18 protein-coding genes and 3 pseudogenes (1 of these 21 cut by a window edge) are annotated in these 19,758 nt (G+C 64.5%); 10 read left to right on the forward strand and 11 right to left on the reverse strand.

The genetic code is table 11. The annotated features are described in order from the left end of the window. Positions 1-60, forward strand: partial view of a hypothetical protein gene (locus ACZ5KU_RS21380; protein ID WP_054056387.1) — the end only. 219 nt of this gene lie to the left of the window's left edge; the window shows 60 of its 279 coding nt (coding positions 220-279); its start codon lies beyond the left edge, outside the window; its stop codon occupies positions 58-60. Between the two features lie 13 nt (positions 61-73). On the opposite strand, the gene ACZ5KU_RS21385 is transcribed toward ACZ5KU_RS21380, so the two are convergent. Beyond that, positions 74-640: a TetR/AcrR family transcriptional regulator gene (locus tag ACZ5KU_RS21385; RefSeq protein WP_054056388.1), complete on the reverse strand. Its 567-nt coding sequence runs from the start codon at positions 638-640 to the stop codon at positions 74-76. Positions 641-733: 93 nt separating this feature from the next. On the opposite strand from ACZ5KU_RS21385, the gene ACZ5KU_RS21390 reads away from it, so the two are divergent. After that, positions 734-1,474: an SDR family oxidoreductase gene (locus ACZ5KU_RS21390; protein WP_054056395.1), complete on the forward strand. Its 741-nt coding sequence runs from the start codon at positions 734-736 to the stop codon at positions 1,472-1,474. Between the two features lie 36 nt (positions 1,475-1,510). Then, complete coding sequence (locus ACZ5KU_RS21395) at positions 1,511-2,101, forward strand: 2-hydroxychromene-2-carboxylate isomerase (protein ID WP_054056389.1); 591 nt, start codon at positions 1,511-1,513, stop codon at positions 2,099-2,101. Between the two features lie 149 nt (positions 2,102-2,250). Here ACZ5KU_RS21395 and ACZ5KU_RS21400 read toward each other — a convergent pair whose 3' ends face one another. The 4 genes and pseudogenes from ACZ5KU_RS21400 to ACZ5KU_RS21415 all read right to left on the reverse strand — a co-directional run bounded on the left by ACZ5KU_RS21400 (position 2,251) and on the right by ACZ5KU_RS21415 (position 6,486). Next, positions 2,251-4,059: an aminopeptidase P family protein gene (locus tag ACZ5KU_RS21400; RefSeq protein ID WP_054056390.1), complete on the reverse strand. Its 1,809-nt coding sequence runs from the start codon at positions 4,057-4,059 to the stop codon at positions 2,251-2,253. Positions 4,060-4,117: 58 nt separating this feature from the next. Beyond that, a pseudogene (locus tag ACZ5KU_RS21405) lies at positions 4,118-5,286 on the reverse strand (aminotransferase class V-fold PLP-dependent enzyme). A 200-nt stretch (positions 5,287-5,486) separates the two neighbouring features. Beyond that, positions 5,487-6,112 (reverse strand): annotated as a pseudogene (locus tag ACZ5KU_RS21410) (LysE family translocator). Positions 6,113-6,217: 105 nt separating this feature from the next. Beyond that, positions 6,218-6,486, reverse strand: a pseudogene (locus tag ACZ5KU_RS21415) (hypothetical protein). A gap of 409 nt (positions 6,487-6,895) precedes the next feature. Here ACZ5KU_RS21415 and msuE point away from each other — a divergent pair. From msuE to ACZ5KU_RS21435, 4 genes are all read left to right on the forward strand, one after another. Beyond that, positions 6,896-7,459: an FMN reductase gene (msuE, locus tag ACZ5KU_RS21420; protein WP_054056394.1), complete on the forward strand. Its 564-nt coding sequence runs from the start codon at positions 6,896-6,898 to the stop codon at positions 7,457-7,459. Between the two features lie 9 nt (positions 7,460-7,468). Further along, positions 7,469-8,614: an FMNH2-dependent alkanesulfonate monooxygenase gene (ssuD, locus tag ACZ5KU_RS21425; RefSeq protein ID WP_416769761.1), complete on the forward strand. Its 1,146-nt coding sequence runs from the start codon at positions 7,469-7,471 to the stop codon at positions 8,612-8,614. A 185-nt stretch (positions 8,615-8,799) separates the two neighbouring features. After that, positions 8,800-9,987 (forward strand): acyl-CoA dehydrogenase family protein, encoded by a 1,188-nt coding sequence (locus tag ACZ5KU_RS21430; RefSeq protein ID WP_464736235.1) that lies wholly within the window; start codon positions 8,800-8,802, stop codon positions 9,985-9,987. Positions 9,988-9,995: 8 nt separating this feature from the next. After that, positions 9,996-11,099 (forward strand): sigma-54 interaction domain-containing protein, encoded by a 1,104-nt coding sequence (locus tag ACZ5KU_RS21435; protein ID WP_054059910.1) that lies wholly within the window; start codon positions 9,996-9,998, stop codon positions 11,097-11,099. Positions 11,100-11,272: 173 nt separating this feature from the next. Here ACZ5KU_RS21435 and ACZ5KU_RS21440 read toward each other — a convergent pair whose 3' ends face one another. After that, on the reverse strand, positions 11,273-11,638 hold the full coding sequence (locus ACZ5KU_RS21440; protein WP_054059911.1) for an antibiotic biosynthesis monooxygenase: 366 nt from the start codon (positions 11,636-11,638) through the stop codon (positions 11,273-11,275). Positions 11,639-11,730: 92 nt separating this feature from the next. Between ACZ5KU_RS21440 and soxR the strand changes: the two genes are divergently transcribed. After that, a complete protein-coding gene (gene soxR, locus ACZ5KU_RS21445) occupies positions 11,731-12,195 on the forward strand; it encodes a redox-sensitive transcriptional activator SoxR (protein WP_054064819.1) in 465 nt (154 codons plus the stop codon). 20 nt (positions 12,196-12,215) lie between these two features. On the opposite strand, the gene ACZ5KU_RS21450 is transcribed toward soxR, so the two are convergent. The 4 genes from ACZ5KU_RS21450 to sfnG all read right to left on the reverse strand — a co-directional run bounded on the left by ACZ5KU_RS21450 (position 12,216) and on the right by sfnG (position 16,333). Continuing rightward, positions 12,216-12,986 carry a MetQ/NlpA family ABC transporter substrate-binding protein gene (locus ACZ5KU_RS21450; protein ID WP_464736236.1) on the reverse strand — a complete coding sequence of 257 codons (771 nt, stop codon included), beginning with the start codon at positions 12,984-12,986 and terminating at the stop codon, positions 12,216-12,218. Between the two features lie 79 nt (positions 12,987-13,065). Next, positions 13,066-13,731, reverse strand: coding sequence for a methionine ABC transporter permease (locus ACZ5KU_RS21455; RefSeq protein WP_054059914.1), 666 nt, complete (start codon positions 13,729-13,731; stop codon positions 13,066-13,068). Between the two features lie 4 nt (positions 13,732-13,735). Beyond that, the gene (locus tag ACZ5KU_RS21460; RefSeq protein WP_054059915.1) at positions 13,736-14,959 is read right to left on the reverse strand and encodes an SfnB family sulfur acquisition oxidoreductase; all 1,224 of its coding nucleotides are present in this window, start codon (positions 14,957-14,959) and stop codon (positions 13,736-13,738) included. A 273-nt stretch (positions 14,960-15,232) separates the two neighbouring features. Then, positions 15,233-16,333: a dimethylsulfone monooxygenase SfnG gene (gene sfnG, locus ACZ5KU_RS21465; RefSeq protein ID WP_054059916.1), complete on the reverse strand. Its 1,101-nt coding sequence runs from the start codon at positions 16,331-16,333 to the stop codon at positions 15,233-15,235. 356 nt (positions 16,334-16,689) lie between these two features. On the opposite strand from sfnG, the gene ACZ5KU_RS21470 reads away from it, so the two are divergent. Next, a complete protein-coding gene (locus tag ACZ5KU_RS21470) occupies positions 16,690-17,928 on the forward strand; it encodes an acyl-CoA dehydrogenase family protein (RefSeq protein ID WP_054059917.1) in 1,239 nt (412 codons plus the stop codon). A 224-nt stretch (positions 17,929-18,152) separates the two neighbouring features. Continuing rightward, positions 18,153-18,932 (forward strand): TSUP family transporter, encoded by a 780-nt coding sequence (locus tag ACZ5KU_RS21475; RefSeq protein ID WP_054062810.1) that lies wholly within the window; start codon positions 18,153-18,155, stop codon positions 18,930-18,932. Here ACZ5KU_RS21475 and nudC read toward each other — a convergent pair. After that, positions 18,900-19,730 carry an NAD(+) diphosphatase gene (gene nudC, locus ACZ5KU_RS21480; protein WP_054060298.1) on the reverse strand — a complete coding sequence of 277 codons (831 nt, stop codon included), beginning with the start codon at positions 19,728-19,730 and terminating at the stop codon, positions 18,900-18,902. The two genes, ACZ5KU_RS21475 and nudC, sit on opposite strands and share 33 nt — an antisense overlap. Positions 19,731-19,758: the final 28 nt, after the last annotated feature.

Consider the following 19,758-nt stretch of genomic DNA (forward strand, 5'->3'; position numbering starts at 1 on the left):
CCTTTCGGCCTGAACCCGGCCGGTTATACCAGTCGCAGCATGATCATCATCTGCAAGTAGGCCAAAGCCGCCACTACGCGGACGGCTGACCGATCTGGCGACCGATTTCGTCGCGACTCGACTTCAGCACCTGCTGCTGAAGCTCCGGCGTCGACATCATGCGCGCCACCACCAGCGCCCCCACGCACTGGGACAGGATCGACCAGGCCTGACTCTCGCTGCCCAGCGCCTGCGCCCAGCGCTGTTGCAGCCGACACATCCAGGCCTCGGCCCGCTCACGCACAGCCACGTCGGCCCGGGCAATCTCCGCACCCAACGCCGGCAACGCACAGCCACTCTGCGCCTGTTCGACATGGCTCATGCTCAGGTACAACCTCAGGCATCGTTCCAACTGAGCAGGATCCGGCTCCCCTTCTCCACCCAAGCGCGCCACGCTGCGGCTCAACTCCCGTTCGACAATCGCCCCGAACAACTCGTCCTTCGACGAAAAATGCCCATAAAACGCCCCACCGCTAAGACCGATGGCTTTCATCAGGCCATCCACCCCGATGGTGGCAAAGCCTGATTTTTTCGCCGAAGCCGCACTGCTTTCCAGCAGACGCTCGCGGGTTTCCTGCTTGTGACTGAGCGAGTAACGCATGGTGCTGTTCCTGTTCACGACCTTGACGCTGGTCGAATCGTAGCATAACGTTCGTTTAGTTAACGATAGTTTACTAAAAGAGCGATGCTGACCATGACTACTGCAAACAACCACAAGAAAGTCGTATTGGTCGTCGGTGCCGGCGACGCCACTGGCGGAGCCATAGCCCGACGCTTCGCCGCCGAAGGCCTGGTCGCCTGCGTGACACGGCGCAGCGCCGACAAGCTGCAACCTCTGGTCGAAGGCATCCGTCAGGCCGGTGGCGAGGCACATGGTTTTGCCTGTGATGCACGCAAGGAAGAAGAGGTGGTTGCCTTGATCGAGCAGATCGAAAACCAGATCGGTCCGATCGAAGCCTTCGTCTTCAATATCGGCGCCAACGTGCCATGCAGCATCCTTGAGGAAACCGCCCGCAAGTATTTCAAGATATGGGAAATGGCCTGCTTCTCCGGCTTCCTCAATGCCCGCGAGGTCGCCAGACGCATGGTCACCCGCCAGCGCGGCACCATCCTGTTCACCGGTGCCACCGCCGGGCTGCGCGGAGCCGCCGGGTTCGCCGCATTCGCCGGCGCCAAGCACGGGATCCGCGCCCTGGCCCAGAGCATGGCGCGGGAACTGGGGCCACTGAACATCCATGTCGCCCATGTGGTGGTCGATGGCGCCATCGACACCGACTTCATCCGCACCAGCTTTCCGGAAAAGTACGCCCTCAAGGACCAGGATGGCATCCTCGACCCGGCCCATATCGCCGAGAACTACTGGTACCTGCACAACCAGCCGCGGGACGCCTGGACCTTCGAACTCGACCTGCGGCCCTGGAACGAACGCTGGTAAGCTCATCCCCACGACAACAACAAGGATGCTTCATCCATGAAAAAAAACGTCGAGTTCTATTTCGATCTGGGCAGCCCTGCCTCCTATCTGGCCTACACCCAACTGCCCGGAATCTGTGCCCAGGCCGACGCCCGACTGGTCTACCAGCCGATGCTGCTGGGCGGCGTGTTCAAGGCCACGGGCAATGCCTCGCCCGCCGAGATTCCGGCCAAGGGGCGCTACATGATCCAGGACCTGGCCCGCTACGCCCAACGCTACGGCGTCCCCTTTCGCTTCAACCCGCACTTCCCGGTCAATACATTGCTGCTGATGCGTGCGACCACCGGCGTACAATTGCACCAGCCCCAGCGTTTCGTCGAATTCGTCGATGCGTTGTATCGCGCACTGTGGGTCGATGGGCGCAACATGAATGATCCGGCTACGGTTGCGCAGGTGCTGGTCGAGAATGCCTTCGACCCGCAACCGATCATTGCGCTGACCCAGGATGAGCAGGTCAAGGCCGTACTGAAGGAGAAGACCGAGCAGGCCCTGCAGCGCGGGGTGTTCGGTGCGCCGAGCATGTTTGTCGGCGAACAGTTGTTTTTCGGGCAGGACCGTCTGGAATTCGTCCGGGAAGCGTTGGCCTGACCGGCAGGAGTGTCAGGCAGCACAGATGCCACCTGCCAGATCGTTTTCGCCGGCAAGCCCGGCTCCTACAGGAACGTATCGCATGCTGATTCTGCGTATAGCGCTGTTCCCCTGCAGGGGCGGGCTGGCCCGCGAAAGGGCCCTGAAGATCAGATTGCCGCAGTACGGGTATTCAACCACTCCAGCGCCGCACCGCTGAGCAGCGGACTCAGCCGCTCACGCACCTCGGCATGGTAGCCGTTGAACCAGTCGCGCTCCTCCTGCGTCAGCAACGCCGGCTCCAGGCAACGGGTATCGATCGGACACAGGGTCAGGGTTTCGAAGCGCAGGAACTCGCCGAACTCGCTCTCGCCTGCCTCACGGTTCATCGCCAGGTTCTCGATACGCACCCCCCAACGGCCCGGGCGATAGGTGCCCGGTTCGATCGAGGTGATCATCCCCGGCTGCATCGCCGTCTGTGGCGCCGCCACCGCCTGGTAGGCGATCACCTGCGGCCCCTCGTGAACATTGAGGAAGTAACCCACGCCATGGCCGGTGCCATGCCCGTAGTTGACGTTGTCCGCCCAGATCGGCGCGCGGGCGATGGCATCGAGCAACGGCGAAAGAATGCCGCGGGGGAAACGTGCCCGGGACAAGGCGATCACACCCTTGAGCACTCGCGTGCAGTCAGCTTTCTGCTCGGCGCTCGGCGTGCCCACCGGGACCATCCGGGTGATGTCGGTGGTGCCGCCCAGGTACTGGCCACCGGAGTCGATCAGCAACAGGCCGTCGCCTTCGATCACTGCATGCTCCTGCTCGGTCGCATGGTAGTGCGGCATCGCGCCATTGGCATTGAAGGCGGCGATGGTGCTGAAGCTCAGGGACACATAACCAGGACGACGGGCCCGGGCAGCCGTCAGCTTCTCGTCGATGGTCAGTTCGGTGATCCGCTCGCGACCCAGCGCGGTTTCCAGCCAGGCGAAGAACTCGCACAGGGCCGCGCCATCCTGCTCCATCGCCTGGCGGATATGCACCGCGTCCTCCAGGCTCTTGCGCGACTTGGCCAGGGTGGTCGGGTTCAACCCTTCCACCAGACTTACTTCGGCGCCCAGGTTGTCCAGCAGGCCACTGGTGACCCGGGCAGGATCGACCAGCAGGCTCGAACCGGCCGGCACGGCCGCCAGGGCCGCGGCAATTTCGGCATAGTCACGCAGGCTCACGCCATCGCGCTTGAGGATCTGCACCAGCTCGGCGCTGACCTTGTCCAGCGCCACGAACAGCGTGGCCTGCTGCTGGTTGACCAGGGCGAAGGAGACGAACACCGGGTTGAACGACACATCGGCACCACGCAGGTTGAACAGCCAGGCGATGTCGTCCAGGGTCGCGATGAAATGCCAGTCGGCGCCGCGACTCTTCAGTTCTTCGCGCAGTTGCGCCAGTTTCTCGCCACGGCTGACCGTCGCCTGCGGCGGCAGGTGCTCGTAGACCGGCTGGCTCGGCAGCACCGGACGGTCTTCCCAGACCTGTTGCAGCAGATCGATGTCGGTACGCAGGCGCGCACCACGGGCTTGCAGCTTCTCTCCCAGGGTACGCGCCGAAGCCAGCGCCATCACCGCGCCGTCCACCGCGACCACGCCGCCGGCCGGCGTCTGCTCGGCCAGCCACTCCAGCGGCCCGGGTTGCCCCGGCTGCAGCTTGACCAGCTCGATACCGCTGCCGCCCAGTTCCTTGGTCGCCTGCTCCCAGTAGCGGCTGTCAGCCCAGACTCCGGCAAACTCCGCCGTGACGATCAGGGTACCGACCGAGCCATGAAAGCCCGACAACCACTGCCGGCCCTGCCAGTAGGCCGGCAGGTACTCCGACAGGTGCGGATCGGCCGATGGCACCAGCAAGGCGTGGATACCCTCGCGCTTCATCAGCTCGCGGGTGTGCGCCAGGCGCTGGGGTACGGTTCCCTGACTCGAGGTCTGCGTGCTCATCATGTCTCCTGCTACTCACGGGTTTGATTGTTGTGCGGCGCTGATGATGGATCAGCCGTCACGACGGGGCAACTGCCCAAAATGGCACCGCGGCACCGGCGCAGGCCTTGATTGCTGCGGCTGCCCGGTCGATGTCCCGCTCGGTGGTGAAACGTCCGAGGCTGAGCCGGATGGTACGCGCCGCGGAATCGGCATCGTGACCCAGCGCCAGCAACACGTGGGACGGCGCATTGCTCGCCGAATTGCACGCCGAGGTGGCCGAATAGGCCAGCGACTGGCTCAGTTGCGCGCCATTGAACCGACCCTTGGCGAAGGTCAGGCTCAGGGTATGGGGAATACGCTGCTGCGCACTGCCGTTCAGGCGCAGGCCCGGGATATCCGCCAACTGGTCCAGCAGACGCTGGCGCAGCGCACGGATCAGCGCCGCCTCTTCTTCGAAGGCCTCGGTCGCCAGCGCAAAGGCGCTGCCCATGCCGGCGATCTGGTGGGTCGCCAGGGTCCCGAGCGCAGGCCACCTTCATGGCCGCCACCATGGATCTGCGCATGCAGGCGCTGCCGGGCGCGCGCCCCGACATACAACGCGCCGATGCCCTTGGGTCCGTACAGCTTGTGCGCCGAGAACGACATCAGGTCCACCGGCAACTCGCCCAGGTCGATGGCCACCTTGCCGGCGCCCTGGGCGGCGTCCACATGGAACAGCGCTCCCTGTTCGCGAACCCGCTGACCGATGGCGCGGATGTCGTTGAGCGTACCCAGTTCGTTGTTCACCAGCATCAGCGACACCAGGAAGGTGTCCTCGCGCAGCGCTTCGGCGACCCTCTGCGCGGTGATCAGCCCTTCGGCGTCCGGCTCCAGCCAGGTCACCTCGACCCCGCTTTCCTCCAGTTGGCGGGCGGTGTCGAGGACCGCCTTGTGTTCGATCCGGCTGGTGACCAGGTGCCCGCCGCTCGCGCCACGGGCCTGGGCAACACCCTTGAGGGCCAGGTTGTTCGATTCGGTGGCACCGGAGGTCCAGACGATCTGCTCGGCGCTGGCGCCCACCAGGGTCGCCACCTGTTGCCGGGCCTGCTCGACCGTCTGCCGGGCGCGCTGGCCAAAGGCGTGGGAGCTGGAGGCCGGGTTGCCGAAGTTGCCGGAAAAGCCCAGACACTCGACCATGACCTGAATGACCCGCTCGTCCACCGGTGTCGTGGCGGCGTAGTCGAAATACAAGGGAAGTTGATTCATGGCAAAAGACTCACAAAGCGTGTCCCGCGGATCGATCTCTCACTGCAGTCAACCGAGAGTTGAACGAACAGCTGTACCCGATGGAAAACGATCAAGGAAAGATGACTTTCATGCAAAGTGCGTAGGAACGCTCCTGGAATCCAGCTTACAGGGCCGGGAAAGGTGTTGCGAGCACCAGTCGCCCCTGCTCCATCGAAGGCTCAGTGCAACAGTTGCTGCACACTCTCATGCGCCAGCGGGTACAGGGAAATCACCAGCAACAGCGCCATGGCCACGTTGAACAGCCGCAACCAGCGGGGCTCGCGCAGCACATTGCGCAGCAGACTGCCGCAGGCGGCCCAGAGGCTGACGCTGGGGCATTGATCAAGGCGAACACGGCGGCGATCACCAGCACGTTGCTGAAATAGCCCTGCAGCGGCGTGTAGGTGCTGATCGCACCGATTGCCATCACCCAGGCCTTGGGGTTGACCCACTGGAACGCCGCGGCATTCCAGAAGCCGAACGGCCTGCCCTGTCCCTGGTCGGTTTCGGAGACCGGCCCCGAGCCGGCGATTTTCCAGGCGAGATACAACAGGTAGGCACCGCCGATGTAGCGCAAGGCGGAATAGAGCGCCGGATAGGCCTCGAACACCGCCCCCAGGCCGAGCCCCACGGCCAGAACCAGCACGAAGAAACCGCTGGAGATGCCCAGGATATGGGGAATGGAGCGGTTGAAACCGAAGTTCACCCCGGAGGCCAGCAACAGGGTGTTGTTGGGACCGGGCGTCACGGAAGTCACCAGGGCGAACAGGGCAAAACCCAGCAGGAGGTCGAGCGAAAGGGTCATGGCGGGCATCCGGCAAGCGTATCAGTGAGGCGCTCACCCTATCCCAGCGACCCGGAGAAGCTCAGGCACAGCTGACGAAAACTTCGACCCGTACAGTTTTTACCTTCATCCCCTGTTGACCTGTCTGTTACTGCCGCGATCGGCACTGATCTCGGCCTTCTCATCAAAACCATAGACCTGCTGTGGCTGGCCCAGCAGCTCGGCTTTCTTGCGCTGGTATTCCTCGAAGGACAGCCCGCGACGGTTCAACGCCTCCATCGCCAGTTCCCGGTTTCCTCGGCGGTATAGGGCCGCAGTTCAGGGGACGGATGGCTGGCGCAACCGGCCAGGACCGACAGCAACAGAAGCAGCAGAACCGCAGGTGTGTGTTTCATGAGGTGACTCCCGAATGCCCGATTTGAGTGGATGGACACAGGCTACCGGGGCACCCCCGGCAGCAGAAATCACCGCTCTCGATAGTCGCTATCGATCGCACCCCCTTGCCACCGAAACCACCTATATTCCATAAAGAACTATAAATATGGAAATACGTTCATTTACGGAATATCAGAAACCCGTACAACGGCTCCAAGCGCTTGATCGATGTTGCCTGGGCAACTGTTCGCCAGCCAACAGTCGATCAACAAAACAGCCCGCCAGCCAGCACCCGGCCCATCGCCGGACGAGGTGCAAGCCCGTGGATTCGGGGCTCGGGCGCTTGGTACAGGTCTTGCTCAAGCCCTCTCACCAAAAGCCCGGGCACCGAACCTGCTCGCCAAGCAACTGTTTGAAAAGGAACTGACCATGTCTCGTACACTGAAAGTCGTTGCCCTCTCCGGCGGCCCCTATCGTCCCTCGCGCACCCTGGTGCTGACCCAGGCGCTGCTGGCCGAACTGGCCCGACACCTGAACATCGAAAGCCGCCTGATCGAACTCACCGACATCGCCCGCCCCCTCGGTTCGGCCCTGTCGCGCGCCGAACTGAGCGCCGAAGTCGAAGCCCAGTTGCAGGCCATCGAAAACGCCGACCTGCTGATCGTCGCCTCGCCGGTCTATCGCGGTTCCTATCCGGGCCTGCTCAAGCACCTGTTCGACCTGGTGGACCTCAACGCCCTGATCGACACCCCGGTGCTGCTGGCTGCCACCGGCGGCAGCGAACGCCACGCCCTGGTGCTCGATCACCAGTTGCGCCCGCTGTTCAGCTTCTTCCAGGCCCTGACCCTGCCCATCGGGGTTTATGCCAGCGAAGCCGATTTCGCCAACTACCAGATAACCAGCGAGCCCCTGAAGGCCCGCATCCGCCTTGCCGCAGAACGCGCCGTCCCGTTGTTCGGCGCCCATTCCAAGCAGCTGCTGAAAACCGCTTAAGGACTTGCCATGGATGTCTTCTGGTTTCTCCCCACTCACGGCGACGGTCACTACCTGGGCACCACCCAGGGCGCCCGTCCGGTCACCCTCAACTACCTGAAACAGGTGGCCCAGGCCGCCGACAGCCTCGGCTACCACGGCGTGCTGATTCCCACCGGCCGCTCCTGCGAAGACTCCTGGGTCATCGCCTCGGCGCTGGTGCCACTGACGGAACGCCTGCGCTACCTGGTGGCGATCCGCCCGGGCATCATCTCGCCGACCGTCTCGGCGCGCATGGCCGCGACCCTCGACCGGCTGTCCAACGGCCGCCTGCTGATCAACGTGGTGACCGGTGGCGACCCCGACGAAAACCGCGGCGACGGCAGTTTCCTCAGCCACGGCGAACGCTACGAGGTCACCGACGAATTCCTGAAAATCTGGCGGCGGGTGTTGCAGGGCGAAGCCGTGGACTTCGAAGGCAAGCACCTGAAGGTGCAGAACGCCAAGGCACTTTACCCACCGGTGCAGAAGCCCTATCCACCGCTGTATTTCGGCGGCTCCTCGGACGCGGCCCACGATCTCGCCGCCGACCAGGTCGACGTCTACCTGACCTGGGGCGAACCACCGGCCGCCGTGGCCGCCAAGCTGGCCGACATCCGCGAGCGTGCCGCACGCAAGGGCCGCACCGTGCGCTTCGGCATCCGCCTGCACGTGATCGTCCGCGAAACCGCCGAAGAAGCCTGGAAAGCCGCCGACCGGCTGATCGAACACATCAGCGACGAGACCATCGCCGCGGCGCAGCAATCCTTCGCCCGCTTCGACTCCGAAGGCCAGCGGCGCATGGCCGCCCTGCACGGCGGGCGCCGCGACAACCTGGAGATTTCGCCGAACCTGTGGGCCGGCGTCGGCCTGGTCCGCGGTGGCGCCGGTACCGCACTGGTAGGCAACGCGCAACAGGTGGCCGAGCGCATCAGGGAATACGCGGACCTGGGGATCGAGAGCTTCATCTTCTCCGGCTACCCGCACCTGGAGGAAGCCTACCGCTTCGCCGAACTGGTTTTCCCGCTGCTGCCCGAGCCCTATGCCAGCCTGGCCGGCCGTGGCGTGACCAACCTGACCGGCCCCTTCGGCGAAATGATCGCCAACGATGTGTTGCCGGCCAAGGCCGGGGCCTGACAGCCGGGAGAAGGGACTATCGCCCTGACGAGGGGCAACGGCTGCAAGGCAGTGATCCATGGGCGCGGGCGTACCCGCGAATTGGGCCTCGAGGCTGCCAAAGGCTTCGCGGGCAAGCCCGCTCCCACAGGGTCGCTGCCGCTCCCTCAACAGCCTCGACACCGCCTTATACAGAGGAACACCGCGTGACGGCTCAACCACACAACCTCCTTCCCGATCCCCTGCAGACCGCCCGCCTGCTGGCCGCCGAGTTTGCCGAAACCGCCGTCGAACGCGACGAGCGCGGCGGCACGCCGAAAGCCCAGCGCGACGCCCTGCGCAACAGCGGCCTGCTGGCCCTGAGCATTCCCACCCAATACGGCGGCCTCGGCGCCAGTTGGAGCGAAACCCTCAATGTGGTGCGCGAATTCGCCAAGGTCGACAGTTCCATCGCCCATGTTTTCGGTTTCCATCATCTGATGCTCGCCACCGTGCGGCTGTTCTCGCGCCCCGAGCAATGGCAGCCGTGGTTCGAGCAGACCGCCCGCAAGAACTGGTTCTGGGGCAACGCCCTCAATCCGCTGGACACACGCACCGTGGTCCGCAAGCTCGGCGGCTGGCGCGAATTCTCCGGCAAGAAGAGCTTCTGCTCCGGTGCCAGCGACTCGGAAATGCTGATCGCCTCGGCCGTCGACGAAAGCGCCGGCGGCAAACTGCTGATCGCCGCGATCCCCAGCGGCCGCTCCGGCATCACCCTGCACAACGACTGGCACAACATGGGCCAGCGCCAGACCGACAGCGGCAGCGCCAGTTTCGAACGGGTGCGGGTCGAAGAGTCGGAACTGCTGCTCGAACCCGGCCCGCTGAGCACGCCCTTCGCCTGCCTGCGGCCGCTGATCGCGCAACTGACCTTCACCCACATGTTCCTCGGCATTGCCGAAGGCGCCTTCGCCGAAGCCCGGCAATACACCCTCACCGAGACCCGGCCGTGGTTCAAGTCCGGGGCCGGGGACATCCGCCAGGACCCGTACATCCTCAGCCACTACGGCGACTTCTGGGTTGCGCTCGAAGGTGTACGGCTGCTGGTCGAACGTGCCGCCGAAGGGCTCGACCGGGCCTGGGAAAAGGGCCCGCAGCTCAGTGCCGAGGAACGTGGCGAACTGGCGACCGCCATCGCCACGGCCAAGGTTGCCGCCAGCCGCCAGGGTCTGGAACTGTGCAGCAGGCTGTTTGAAGTCACCGGTGCACGCTCCACCCACGCCTCTCTGCGGCTGGACCGCCACTGGCGCAACCTGCGTACCCAGACCCTGCACGACCCGCTGGACTACAAGCTCCAGGAACTGGGCGACTGGGCCCTGAACCAGACACTTCCCATCCCCACCTTCTACTCGTAGAGACGCCCATGCAGCTGCTAACCCTACCGCCCTCGCCGGCTCTGGCAACCTCGATCCGCGCCACCGCCCAGGTCTTCGAAGACCCCAAGTCCCAGGCCCTGCTCGCCCATCTGCAACAGGTCGCGCCCAGCGAGGCCAGCGTGCTGATCATTGGCGAAACCGGCACCGGCAAGGAACTGGTGGCCCGGCATATCCACAACCTCAGCGCCCGTCGCAACCGGCCGTTCATCGCGGTCAACTGCGGGGCGTTTTCCGAGTCGCTGGTCGAGGCCGAACTGTTCGGCCATGAAAAAGGCGCCTTTACCGGCGCCCTCAGCGCCAAGGCGGGCTGGTTCGAGGAAGCAGACGGTGGCACGCTGTTTCTCGACGAGATCGGCGACCTGCCGATGCCGATCCAGGTCAAGCTGCTGCGGGTCCTGCAGGAACGCGAAGTGGTGCGCCTGGGCTCGCGCAAAAGCATCCCGATCAACGTGCGGGTGCTGGCGGCGACCAACGTCCAGCTGGAAAAGGCGATCAACGCCGGGCATTTCCGCGAGGACCTCTACTACCGCCTCGATGTCGTCAACCTCGAACTCAGCCCGCTGCGCGAACGGCCCGGCGATATCCTGCCGCTGACCCGGCACTTCATCGATGCCTACTGCCAGCGTCTGGGCTACGGCGACATCCGTATCAGCCCGGCGGCCGAGCAGAAGCTCAAGAGCTACAGCTGGCCGGGCAACATCCGCGAACTGGAAAACGTCATCCACCACACCCTGCTGATCTGCCGTAACGGCGTGATCGAACGCGACGACCTGCGCCTGTCGAACATGCGCATCGAGCGCCAGGACGACCACGCCGCAGGCACCGACGACTCGGCCGAAGCCCTGCTCGAGCGCGCCTTCCAGAAACTCTTCGAGGAACAGGCCGGCGCCCTCCACGAAAAGGTCGAGGATGCTCTGCTGCGCGCGGCCTACCGCTTCAGCCACTACAACCAGGTGCACACCGCCAACCTGCTGGGCCTGAGCCGCAACGTGACCCGCACCCGGCTGATCAGGATCGGCGAACTGGCGGTGAACAAGCGCCGCCCCGGCGAGAACGTCCAGGGCGACCGCATGCTGCAGCTATCGATCTAGGCGTCTGGCACCGCCATTAGGCTGTGTACGAAATTGTTTGAAACGCAGGTTAGGCAAGGCAAAAACCGGCGAGGAACGCCCGGGGTCGCGCCCGACTTGACTGGTTGTCAATGAGCATTCCGAGCCGGTTTTTAACGCCGCATAACCAAGTTTCAAGCGATTTCGTACATAGCCTAGCCAACCAGGGCACAATGCAGCGCGTTATCGTGGCTGCGCTCGATGCTGCGCAGCACCTGGAACGAACCGAAGCTCACCGCCCTGGCCCGGTGCTGGCGAATCAGCAGCCAGAAATCCTCCTCGCCACTCTCGAAGCGGGCGAACGCCGCCTCGCCGGCCTGTTTCGATCGCCACTGCAGCACATTCAATACGCGCCGACCATCGTCGCTGACCTGCACATTACCGCTGATGAAGCCGGCGAAATCCTGGGCCAGGCGCTCGGTCTGCCGCTCCAGGGCACAGACCAGGGCATCCTGTTGGTGGGGTTCGATCTCGAACTGGATCAGTTGGGTGAAGCTGCGGTTTTGCTCTGTCGCTGGCATGGAAAACTCCCCGGAAAGTCGCACAGGATCTTGAGATCCGAGGTGATGCAGGGTAAAACCTCAAGTTAACTAGAGGTCAAGGGATTTCTTCCATGGCATTACACAAGGCCCTGCCCACCGACAAGGCACTCACGGTCGGCCAGGTCGCCGCACGCAGCGGCGTATCGGTCACGGCCCTACACTTCTACGAATCCAAGGGGCTGATCCGGAGCAGCCGCAATGCCGGCAACCAGCGCCGCTATGCCCGCGACGTGCTGCGTCGGGTGTCGCTGATCAAGGTCGCGCAGAACCTGGGGATTCCGCTGGCGGAGATCCACCAGGCCCTGCAAGCGTTGCCCGAAGGCCGCACGCCTACAGCGGCGGACTGGGCGCGGATGTCGGAACGCTGGAAGGACGAACTGGACGAGCGCATCGCCCGCCTGACCCGGCTGCGGGACAAGCTCAACGGCTGCATCGGCTGCGGCTGCCTGTCGATGGAGACCTGCCCGTTGCGCAACCAGGGCGACGTGCTGGGCGACCAGGGCCCCGGCCCCCACCTGCTGGAGCCGGAAAGCTGATCGCCCTGTAGAAGCCGGGGCTAGAAGCCCGGCGCGATCTGCCCCTTGTAGCGGGTCAGGATGAACTGCCGCACCTCATCGGAGTTCAGCGCCTTGGCCAGTTTCTGGATGCCCGGGTCATTGAAGTTGTCCGGCCGCGCCACCAGGAACTCGACGTACAGATCCTTGCCCTTCTCGACGATCAGCGCACTGTTGGTGTCGATCCCTGCTTCCAGCGCATAGTTGGCGAACACGAATGCCAGGTCCACCTGGCTAACCGAACGCGCCAGCATCGCTCCCTCCAGTTCACGAATCTTCAGGTGTTTCGGGTTCTCGGCAATGTCGCGCGGGGTCGACTGGGTATTGCTCGGGTCCTTTAGCTTGATCAGCCCGGCCTCGTGCAGCAGCACCAGGGCCCGACCGGTATTCACCGGGTCATTGGGAATCGACACCGAAGCGCCATCCTTGAGTTCGGACAGACTCTTGATCTTTGTCGAGTAGGCGCCGAACGGCTCGATATGCACGCCGACCACCGGCACCAGATTGGTGTGGCGGGTCTTGTTGTAGTCATCGAGGAACGGCCGGTACTGATAGTAGTTGGCGTCCAGGTTCTTCAGCGCCAGTTGCTGGTTGGGCTGGATGAAATCGTTGAAGATCTTGATATCCAGGTCGACGCCTTCCCTGGCCAGGGTCGGCTTGACGAATTCGAGAATCTCGGCGTGGGGCACCGGTGTGGCGCCGACGGTCAGTTTTTCATTGGCGTGTGCAGCCAGGGACATCAGGGCGGCCAATACGGCCAGGGTCTTTTTCATGCAAGGCTCCAGAGAGGCAGAAAGGGCCGGCGTCGGGTGGTCGTTGGGCCAGGTTGTTTTATAAGTTCGGTTCGGCGGGTCAACGTCGGCTGTAGCGGGCCACCAGGCGGTCACCGGTCATTTGCAGCGCCTGTACCAGGAGCAGCAGCAGGATCACCGTGACCACCATCACATCGGTCTGGAAGCGCTGGTAGCCATAGCGGATCGCCAGGTCGCCCAGCCCGCCGCCACCGATCACCCCGGCCATCGCCGTGTAGTCCACCAGCACGATGGCGGTCACCGTCACCGCCGCCAGCAGCCCGCCACGAGCTTCCGGCAGCAGGGTGTGGCGGATGGTCTGCCAGGTGCTGGCCCCCATCGCCTGGGTTGCCTCCACCACGCCACGATCCACTTCACGCAAGGCGGTTTCCACCAGCCGGGCGAAGAACGGCGTGCAGCCCACTACCAGGGGTGGAATGGTCCCCGGTACCCCGAGGGAGGTCCCCACCAGCAGCGTGGTCAGCGGAATCAGCACGATCAGCAGGATGATGAACGGCAGCGAGCGCAGCACGTTCACCACCACCGACAACACCCGATACAACCCGGGGGTCTCGTGCAACTGGCGCTTGCCGGTGAGGAACAGCAGCACCCCCAGCGGCAAGCCCAGCAGGATGATGAACGCCAGCGCCGCCGCGAGCATGCTCAGGGTGTCGAGGCAGGCCTGGGCGATATCCGCCCAGTAGATGTTTTTCAGCAGCTCGCCCATGGTTTCAGGACCAGTCGTGCCGCGGCGGCTTGATGCCGTTGAGCAGCCAGTTGCCGATCACGTGGTATTTCCAGCGCACCGGGTCATGCAGGGTGTGCACCCGGGCATTGCGCCAGTGGCGATCGAAATTGTGCTTTTTCAGGGTCGAGCGGGTGCCACCCAGCTCGAACAGCCGGTTGCTGGCCTCGATGGCAATTTCGGTGGTCAGTACCTTGGCCTTGGCCACCGCCAGCGAAGCCCGGGCGACGCTGTCTTCGTCGGGCGCGGGGCGGGCGGCATCCAGCGCCTTGCCGGCCCGTTCGAGCAGGGCATCGGCGGCTTCGAGACGAATCTCCAGGGCACCGACCTGGATGATGGTCAGCGGGTCTTCGCTGGCCTTGTCGACCCCGGCGTCGATCCAGGGCCGGGCCTGCTCGCGGACGAAGGTCACGGTATCGCGCAAGGCCGCACGGGCGATGCCGGCATCGATGGCGGCGGTGGTCAACTGGGCGAACGGGCCGGCCAGGGTCGGGTTCTCATAGGAGCGATAGGTGGGGAACAGGTTGAACGCCGGGACCTTCAGGTCCCGGGCCAGCACCGTACCGCTGGAGGTGGTGCGCTGGCCGATGCTGTCCCAGTCATCGACGATCACCAGCCCCGGCGTCCCACGCTCGACGAACGCCAATTGGGCCCTGCCCTCTTCGTCCAGGGCCAGCACCGCCAGCCAGTGGGCATACAGCGAACCGGTGCAATAGCCCTTGCGCCCGTTGATCACATGGCCGTCGCCGTGACGGCGAACGGTGGCCTGGATGTCCTGGACGTTCTTGCCGCCGGTTTCCGACAGCGCATTGGCAAAACGATGCCCCTGCAGCGCCAGGTCGAAGAAATGCGCCTGCTGCTCGGGCGTGCCCTGCAGGCGAATGTCTTCCAGCAGGCAGTAGTGGTTCTGCGGGATCTGTCCCAGAGACGGGTCGGCTGCCGAGATGATCGCGATCACTTCGGCCAGCACCGCATAGGACACCTGAGCCCCCCCGAACTCGCGGGGCACGGTGATGCCCCACAGGCCGCTGTTGGAATACAGGTCGACCACTTCGGCAGGCACCTGGCGCGTACGATCGCGCTCGGCATCCTGCTCCAGCAAACGGGCGGCGACACGTCGAGCGACGGCCAGGGCTTCGGCCTCGTCACGGATCAGGTGGGCGTCGGGGGAATGGATCGGGTAGCTGGCGGATTCAGGCAGGGAAGACATGGAGCGCTCTCGGGCGAAGGGTGTTGCGTGGGCTAATGCAGCTTCTGTGCCTAAGTTATTTTTCCTTTCAAATCATGCAGTTACTATTTATCAGCGGTCACAGGCGTGATTTCTGTACAGAACAGAATGTGAGTTCACTGTTGCTGGAAGAACACCTCAGCCCCCTCCCCCAGGAGCCGGGCTTGCCCGCGAACGGGACGACGCGGTGTATCCGTCATGACGCGTCATCGTTCTTCGCGGGCAAGCCCGGCTCCTACGGGGGCGTCAGCAGAATCAGGCCAGCTCGGCCACTGGTCGCGCCGCCTTCTGCGCCTCCAGTTCACGCACCAGCGGCAACACCCGCTTGCCGAAATATTCGACCTCTTCCTGGAAATGCAGGAACCCCGCCAGCACCAGGTCCACCCCTACCGCCTTCAACGCCACGATGCGCTCGGCGATCTGCTGCGGGGTACCGATCAGGTTGGTCTTGAAGCCGTCGTTGTATTGCACCAGGTCTTCGAAACCGGACTTGGCCCAGTTGCCCTCGCCTTCCGGCGACGACTTGCCGGCCTGCTTTGCCGCATCGCCAAACGCGCCAACCGCCTCGGGATCGGCCTTGTCGATGATTTCCGCCAGCACCGCGCGGGCCTCCTCCTCGGTATCGCGGGCAATGATGAAGGCGTTCACCCCAATCTTTACCGAGTGACCGTTGGCCGCGGCCTTGGCACGGATGTCGTCGACCTGGGCCTTGATGCCTTCCGGCGTGTTGCCGTTGGTGAAGTACCAATCCGAAACCCGTGCCGCCATGTCCCGTGCCGCCCGCGAGCTGCCGCCCTGGAAGATCTCCGGATGCGGTTGGCTCAGCGGCTTGGGCTTGAGGGTGTAGTCGTTGAACCGGTAGAAGTCGCCCTTGAAGGTGAACCCGTCCTCGGTCCAGATCCCCTTCAGCGCGCGGATGAACTCTTCGGAGCGGCGATAACGCTCGTCGTGCTCCAGCCAGTGCTCGCCGATGGCGTGGAACTCGCCGCGGAACCAGCCGCTGACGATATTCACGGCGATCCGCCCACCGGTCAGCTGGTCGATGGTCGCCAGTTGCTTGGCCGCCAGCGCCGGCTGCCAGGGGCCGGGCAGGATCGCGGCGATCACCTTCAGTTGGGTGGTGGCGGCCAGCAGGGCATGACTGAACGCCACCGACTCGTGCTGGTACTCGGCGCCATAACCGGCGGTAAAGCGAATCTGGGTCAGGCCGTACTCGAACCCGGCCTCCTCCGCCAGTTGCGCCAGTCTGCGGTTGTAGTCGATGTCCCAGCGGGTACGCTGCTCGATCTTGCTGACCACCAGGCCACCACTGACATTGGGTACCCAGTAGGCGAATTTCACGGCTTGCTGACTCATGGTGCTGCACCTCGGACCAGGGAATGTCAGGTCACTGGAGCAGCAAGCGTGCCAGCGTCCGACCCGGCAACCGCACGAACACGGCACGATACCCTGTGGGAGCGGGCTTGCCCGCAACGTTTCTGCCGGTTTCAAGGGCCTGTTCGCGGGCAGGCCCGCTCCCACGCAGAGCCTTCTCGCCTCCGGAAACCTGTGGCCTACAGGACGATTTGTTGAAGATCTGTTGCCCAGACAACAGTTGCCGCCTCGCCTGGCGAGATAGAAGCCCGTGAACACGGGGTGATCGCCAACGGCATGGACCCTGCAACCGCTCCCGGCAACCGCAGTTTTCTCTGCCTGCCACAAGGAGCTGTCCCATGACCGAACACCAGGTAATCAACCCACTGTCCCTCGGCGTCGACTACGAGTCCCTGGCCGAACGCTTCCGACCGATCTTCGCGCGCATCGCCGCCGGTGCCGTGCAACGGGAACTGGCCCGCGAGTTGCCCCACGAGCCGATCCAGTGGCTCAAGCAGGCCGGCTTCGGCGCTGTACGAGTACCGGTGGAATATGGTGGGGGCGGCGCCTCCCTGCCGCAATTGTTCCAGTTGCTGATCGAACTGGCCGAGGCCGACTCCAATGTCCCGCAGGCCCTGCGCGGGCATTTCGCCTTTGCCGAGGACCGGCTGAACGCCACCCCGGGCCCCGGCCGTGACCTGTGGTTCAAACGCTTCGTCGACGGCGACATCGTCGGCTGCGCCTGGACCGAGATCGGCAACGTGGTCATCGGCGACGTGGTGACCCGGGTCTCGCCGGACGGTGAACAGTGGCGCCTCAATGGCGAGAAGTTCTACAGCACCGGCAGCATCTTTGCCGACTGGATCGACGTCTACGCCCGCCGCAGCGACACCGGCGGCGACGTGATTGCCGCCGTGCGCGCCCGCCAGCCGGGCGTCGAACACAACGACGACTGGGACGGTTTCGGCCAGCGCACCACCGGCAGCGGCACCTCGCGGTTCGTCGATGCCGTGGTGGAAAGCGGCCATGTCATCGACTTCGCCACCCGCTTCAAGTACCAGACAGCGTTCTACCAACTGGTGCTGCTGGCGACCCTGGCGGGCATCGGTCGTGCGGCGCTCAGGGACGTGGCACGCCAGGTGCGCGAGCGCAAGCGCATCTACAGCCATGGCAATGCCCAGCGGGTCAGCGAGGATGCGCAGGTGCAGCAGGTGGTCGGCGAAGTCGCCGCGCTGGTGTATGCCGCCGAGGCCTCGGCGGTACGCGCCGCGCAACCGGCACAGCGGGCCTACCTCGCGCGCTTCGGCGGTGATGATGAGGTGGAACGCCAGGCCAATGTCGACGCGGAAATCGAGTCGGCCACGGCGCAGGTGGTGGTCTCGGAGTTGATCCAGCGCGCCACCAGCGAACTGTTCAATGCCCTCGGCGCCTCCGATGTCCGCCAGGGCAAGGCGCTGGATCGCCATTGGCGCAACGCGCGGACGGTGTCGTCACACAACCCGGTGATCTACAAGGCCCGGATCATCGGCGACTGGGCGATCAACGGCACCGAGCCACCGTTCGTCTGGCAGATCGGCAACGGCCCGGCCAAGGGCTGAGGTCGCAGCGGCCCTCGCGACTCGGTAAGATGGCGCCCCTTCAGGCGCTTTGCGCGCCATCTGCCGACCTAGGCTGTGTACGAAATTGTTTGAAACGCAGGTTAGGCAAGGCAAAAACCGGCGAGGAAGCGCAGTTGACTGGTTGTCAATGAGCATTCCGAGCCGGTTTTTAACGCCGCATAACCAAGTTTCAAGCGATTTCATACATAGCCTAAGCCGACCCCATGCCTTTCGATCTCAGCGTAGACCTGACCACCCTCGCCATTCTCGCCGTCGTCGCCTTCGTCGCCGGTTTCATCGATGCCATCGCCGGCGGGGGCGGCCTGCTGACCACCCCGGCACTGCTGACCGCCGGCCTGCCACCGCACCTGGTGCTGGGCACCAACAAGCTCAGTTCGACCTTCGGCTCGGCCACCGCCAGCTTCACCTTCTACCGGCGCAAGCTGTTCCATCCGCGCCAGTGGAAACTGGCGATCTTCGGCACCCTCGCCGGTGCGCTGATCGGCGCAGTGGCCGCGCACTTCATGCCAGCCGAGTGGCTGAACAGGATGCTGCCGGTGATCGTCTTCGCCTGTGGCCTGTACCTGCTGTTCGGCGGTACGCCCAAGGCGCCGCTGGACAGCGACGCGCCGATCCGCAGGAAGTGGCAGTTCCCCCAGGGCTTCGGCCTGGGTTTCTACGACGGCGTGGCCGGGCCCGGCACCGGTGCGTTCTGGACCGTCAGCAGCCTGCTGCTCTACCCCATCGACCTGGTCAAGGCCAGCGGCGTGGCGCGCAGCATGAACTTCGTCAGCAATATCGCCGCGCTGTCGGTGTTCGTGTTTTCCGGTCAGGTCGACTGGATCATCGGCCTGGCCATGGGTGTTTCGGTGATGCTCGGGGCATTCTTCGGCGCCCGCACCGCCATCAGTGGCGGGGCGAAGTTCATCCGCCCGGTGTTCATCACCGTGGTCCTCGGTCTGACCGTGCGCCTAGCCTGGCAGCACTGGTTCAGCGTGGCCTAGGCGACGCGCCACATACAGGTCGATCAGGTAGCGGGCGATCGACCGGGATGCCGGCAACGGCGGCAGTTCGCGGATATTGAACCACTGCGCATCCTCGATCTCGTCGACCTGCGGCACGATCTCGCCGCCGGCATATTCGGCATGGAAGCCCAGCATCATCGAGTGCGGGAACGGCCAGCACTGGCTGCCGACATACTGGATGTTGCTGACCTCGACCTGCACCTCCTCGCGGACCTCACGCACCAGGCAATCCTCCGCCGACTCGCCCGGCTCGGCGAAACCGGCCAGGGTACTGTAGACCCCGGGCACGAAACGCGGCGAGCGGGCCAGCAGCACTTCATCGCCGCGGGTCACCAGCACGATCATGCTCGGCGAAATCCGTGGGTAGGCGCGCAGGTCGCACGGCTGGCAATACATCGCCCGCTCGCCCGGGACCTGGCGGGTCGGCTGGCCGCAACTGCCGCAGAACCGGTGCTCACGGGCCCAGGTTCCGATCTGCGCGGCATAGCCGAGCATACGGTAGGTGGTGAAGTCACCTTCGAGCATGAAGCGCCGCAGCCCCTGCCAGCGGCAACCCGGTACCTCGGCCGTGGCCTTGAGTTCCAGCAGGTACACCGGCTCGCCATCGCGATGGCCGATGCCATGCTCGCAGAGTACCGGCAGGTCCTGGCGCTTGAGCCACTCGCGGGGGAACAGCACGCCGTTGTCATCCAGCAGGAACCCCTCGGGACCACGGGCCACGGCCCAGCCACCGGGTTGTTCGATATCCAGTACTGCGGTTGTCCAGCCTTGAGTCATTGCGGGTTCCTTGGGGACCGGGAAACCT

The sequence above is a fragment of the Pseudomonas sp. Tof1 genome (assembly GCF_055390395.1).

Excerpts from the sequence above, each read along its gene's own strand:
- ACZ5KU_RS21385 (WP_054056388.1), bottom strand. The coding sequence starts at position 640 with ATGCGTTACTCGCTCAGTCACAAGCAGGAAACCCGCGAGCGTCTGCTG.
- ACZ5KU_RS21390 (WP_054056395.1), top strand. The coding sequence starts at position 734 with ATGACTACTGCAAACAACCACAAGAAAGTCGTATTGGTCGTCGGTGCC.
- ACZ5KU_RS21395 (WP_054056389.1), top strand. The coding sequence starts at position 1,511 with ATGAAAAAAAACGTCGAGTTCTATTTCGATCTGGGCAGCCCTGCCTCC.
- ACZ5KU_RS21400 (WP_054056390.1), bottom strand. The coding sequence starts at position 4,059 with ATGAGCACGCAGACCTCGAGTCAGGGAACCGTACCCCAGCGCCTGGCG.
- msuE (WP_054056394.1), top strand. The coding sequence starts at position 6,896 with ATGTCTCGTACACTGAAAGTCGTTGCCCTCTCCGGCGGCCCCTATCGT.
- ssuD (WP_416769761.1), top strand. The coding sequence starts at position 7,469 with ATGGATGTCTTCTGGTTTCTCCCCACTCACGGCGACGGTCACTACCTG.
- ACZ5KU_RS21435 (WP_054059910.1), top strand. The coding sequence starts at position 9,996 with ATGCAGCTGCTAACCCTACCGCCCTCGCCGGCTCTGGCAACCTCGATC.
- ACZ5KU_RS21440 (WP_054059911.1), bottom strand. The coding sequence starts at position 11,638 with ATGCCAGCGACAGAGCAAAACCGCAGCTTCACCCAACTGATCCAGTTC.
- soxR (WP_054064819.1), top strand. The coding sequence starts at position 11,731 with ATGGCATTACACAAGGCCCTGCCCACCGACAAGGCACTCACGGTCGGC.
- ACZ5KU_RS21450 (WP_464736236.1), bottom strand. The coding sequence starts at position 12,986 with ATGAAAAAGACCCTGGCCGTATTGGCCGCCCTGATGTCCCTGGCTGCA.
- ACZ5KU_RS21455 (WP_054059914.1), bottom strand. The coding sequence starts at position 13,731 with ATGGGCGAGCTGCTGAAAAACATCTACTGGGCGGATATCGCCCAGGCC.
- ACZ5KU_RS21460 (WP_054059915.1), bottom strand. The coding sequence starts at position 14,959 with ATGTCTTCCCTGCCTGAATCCGCCAGCTACCCGATCCATTCCCCCGAC.
- sfnG (WP_054059916.1), bottom strand. The coding sequence starts at position 16,333 with ATGAGTCAGCAAGCCGTGAAATTCGCCTACTGGGTACCCAATGTCAGT.
- ACZ5KU_RS21470 (WP_054059917.1), top strand. The coding sequence starts at position 16,690 with ATGACCGAACACCAGGTAATCAACCCACTGTCCCTCGGCGTCGACTAC.
- ACZ5KU_RS21475 (WP_054062810.1), top strand. The coding sequence starts at position 18,153 with ATGCCTTTCGATCTCAGCGTAGACCTGACCACCCTCGCCATTCTCGCC.
- nudC (WP_054060298.1), bottom strand. The coding sequence starts at position 19,730 with ATGACTCAAGGCTGGACAACCGCAGTACTGGATATCGAACAACCCGGT.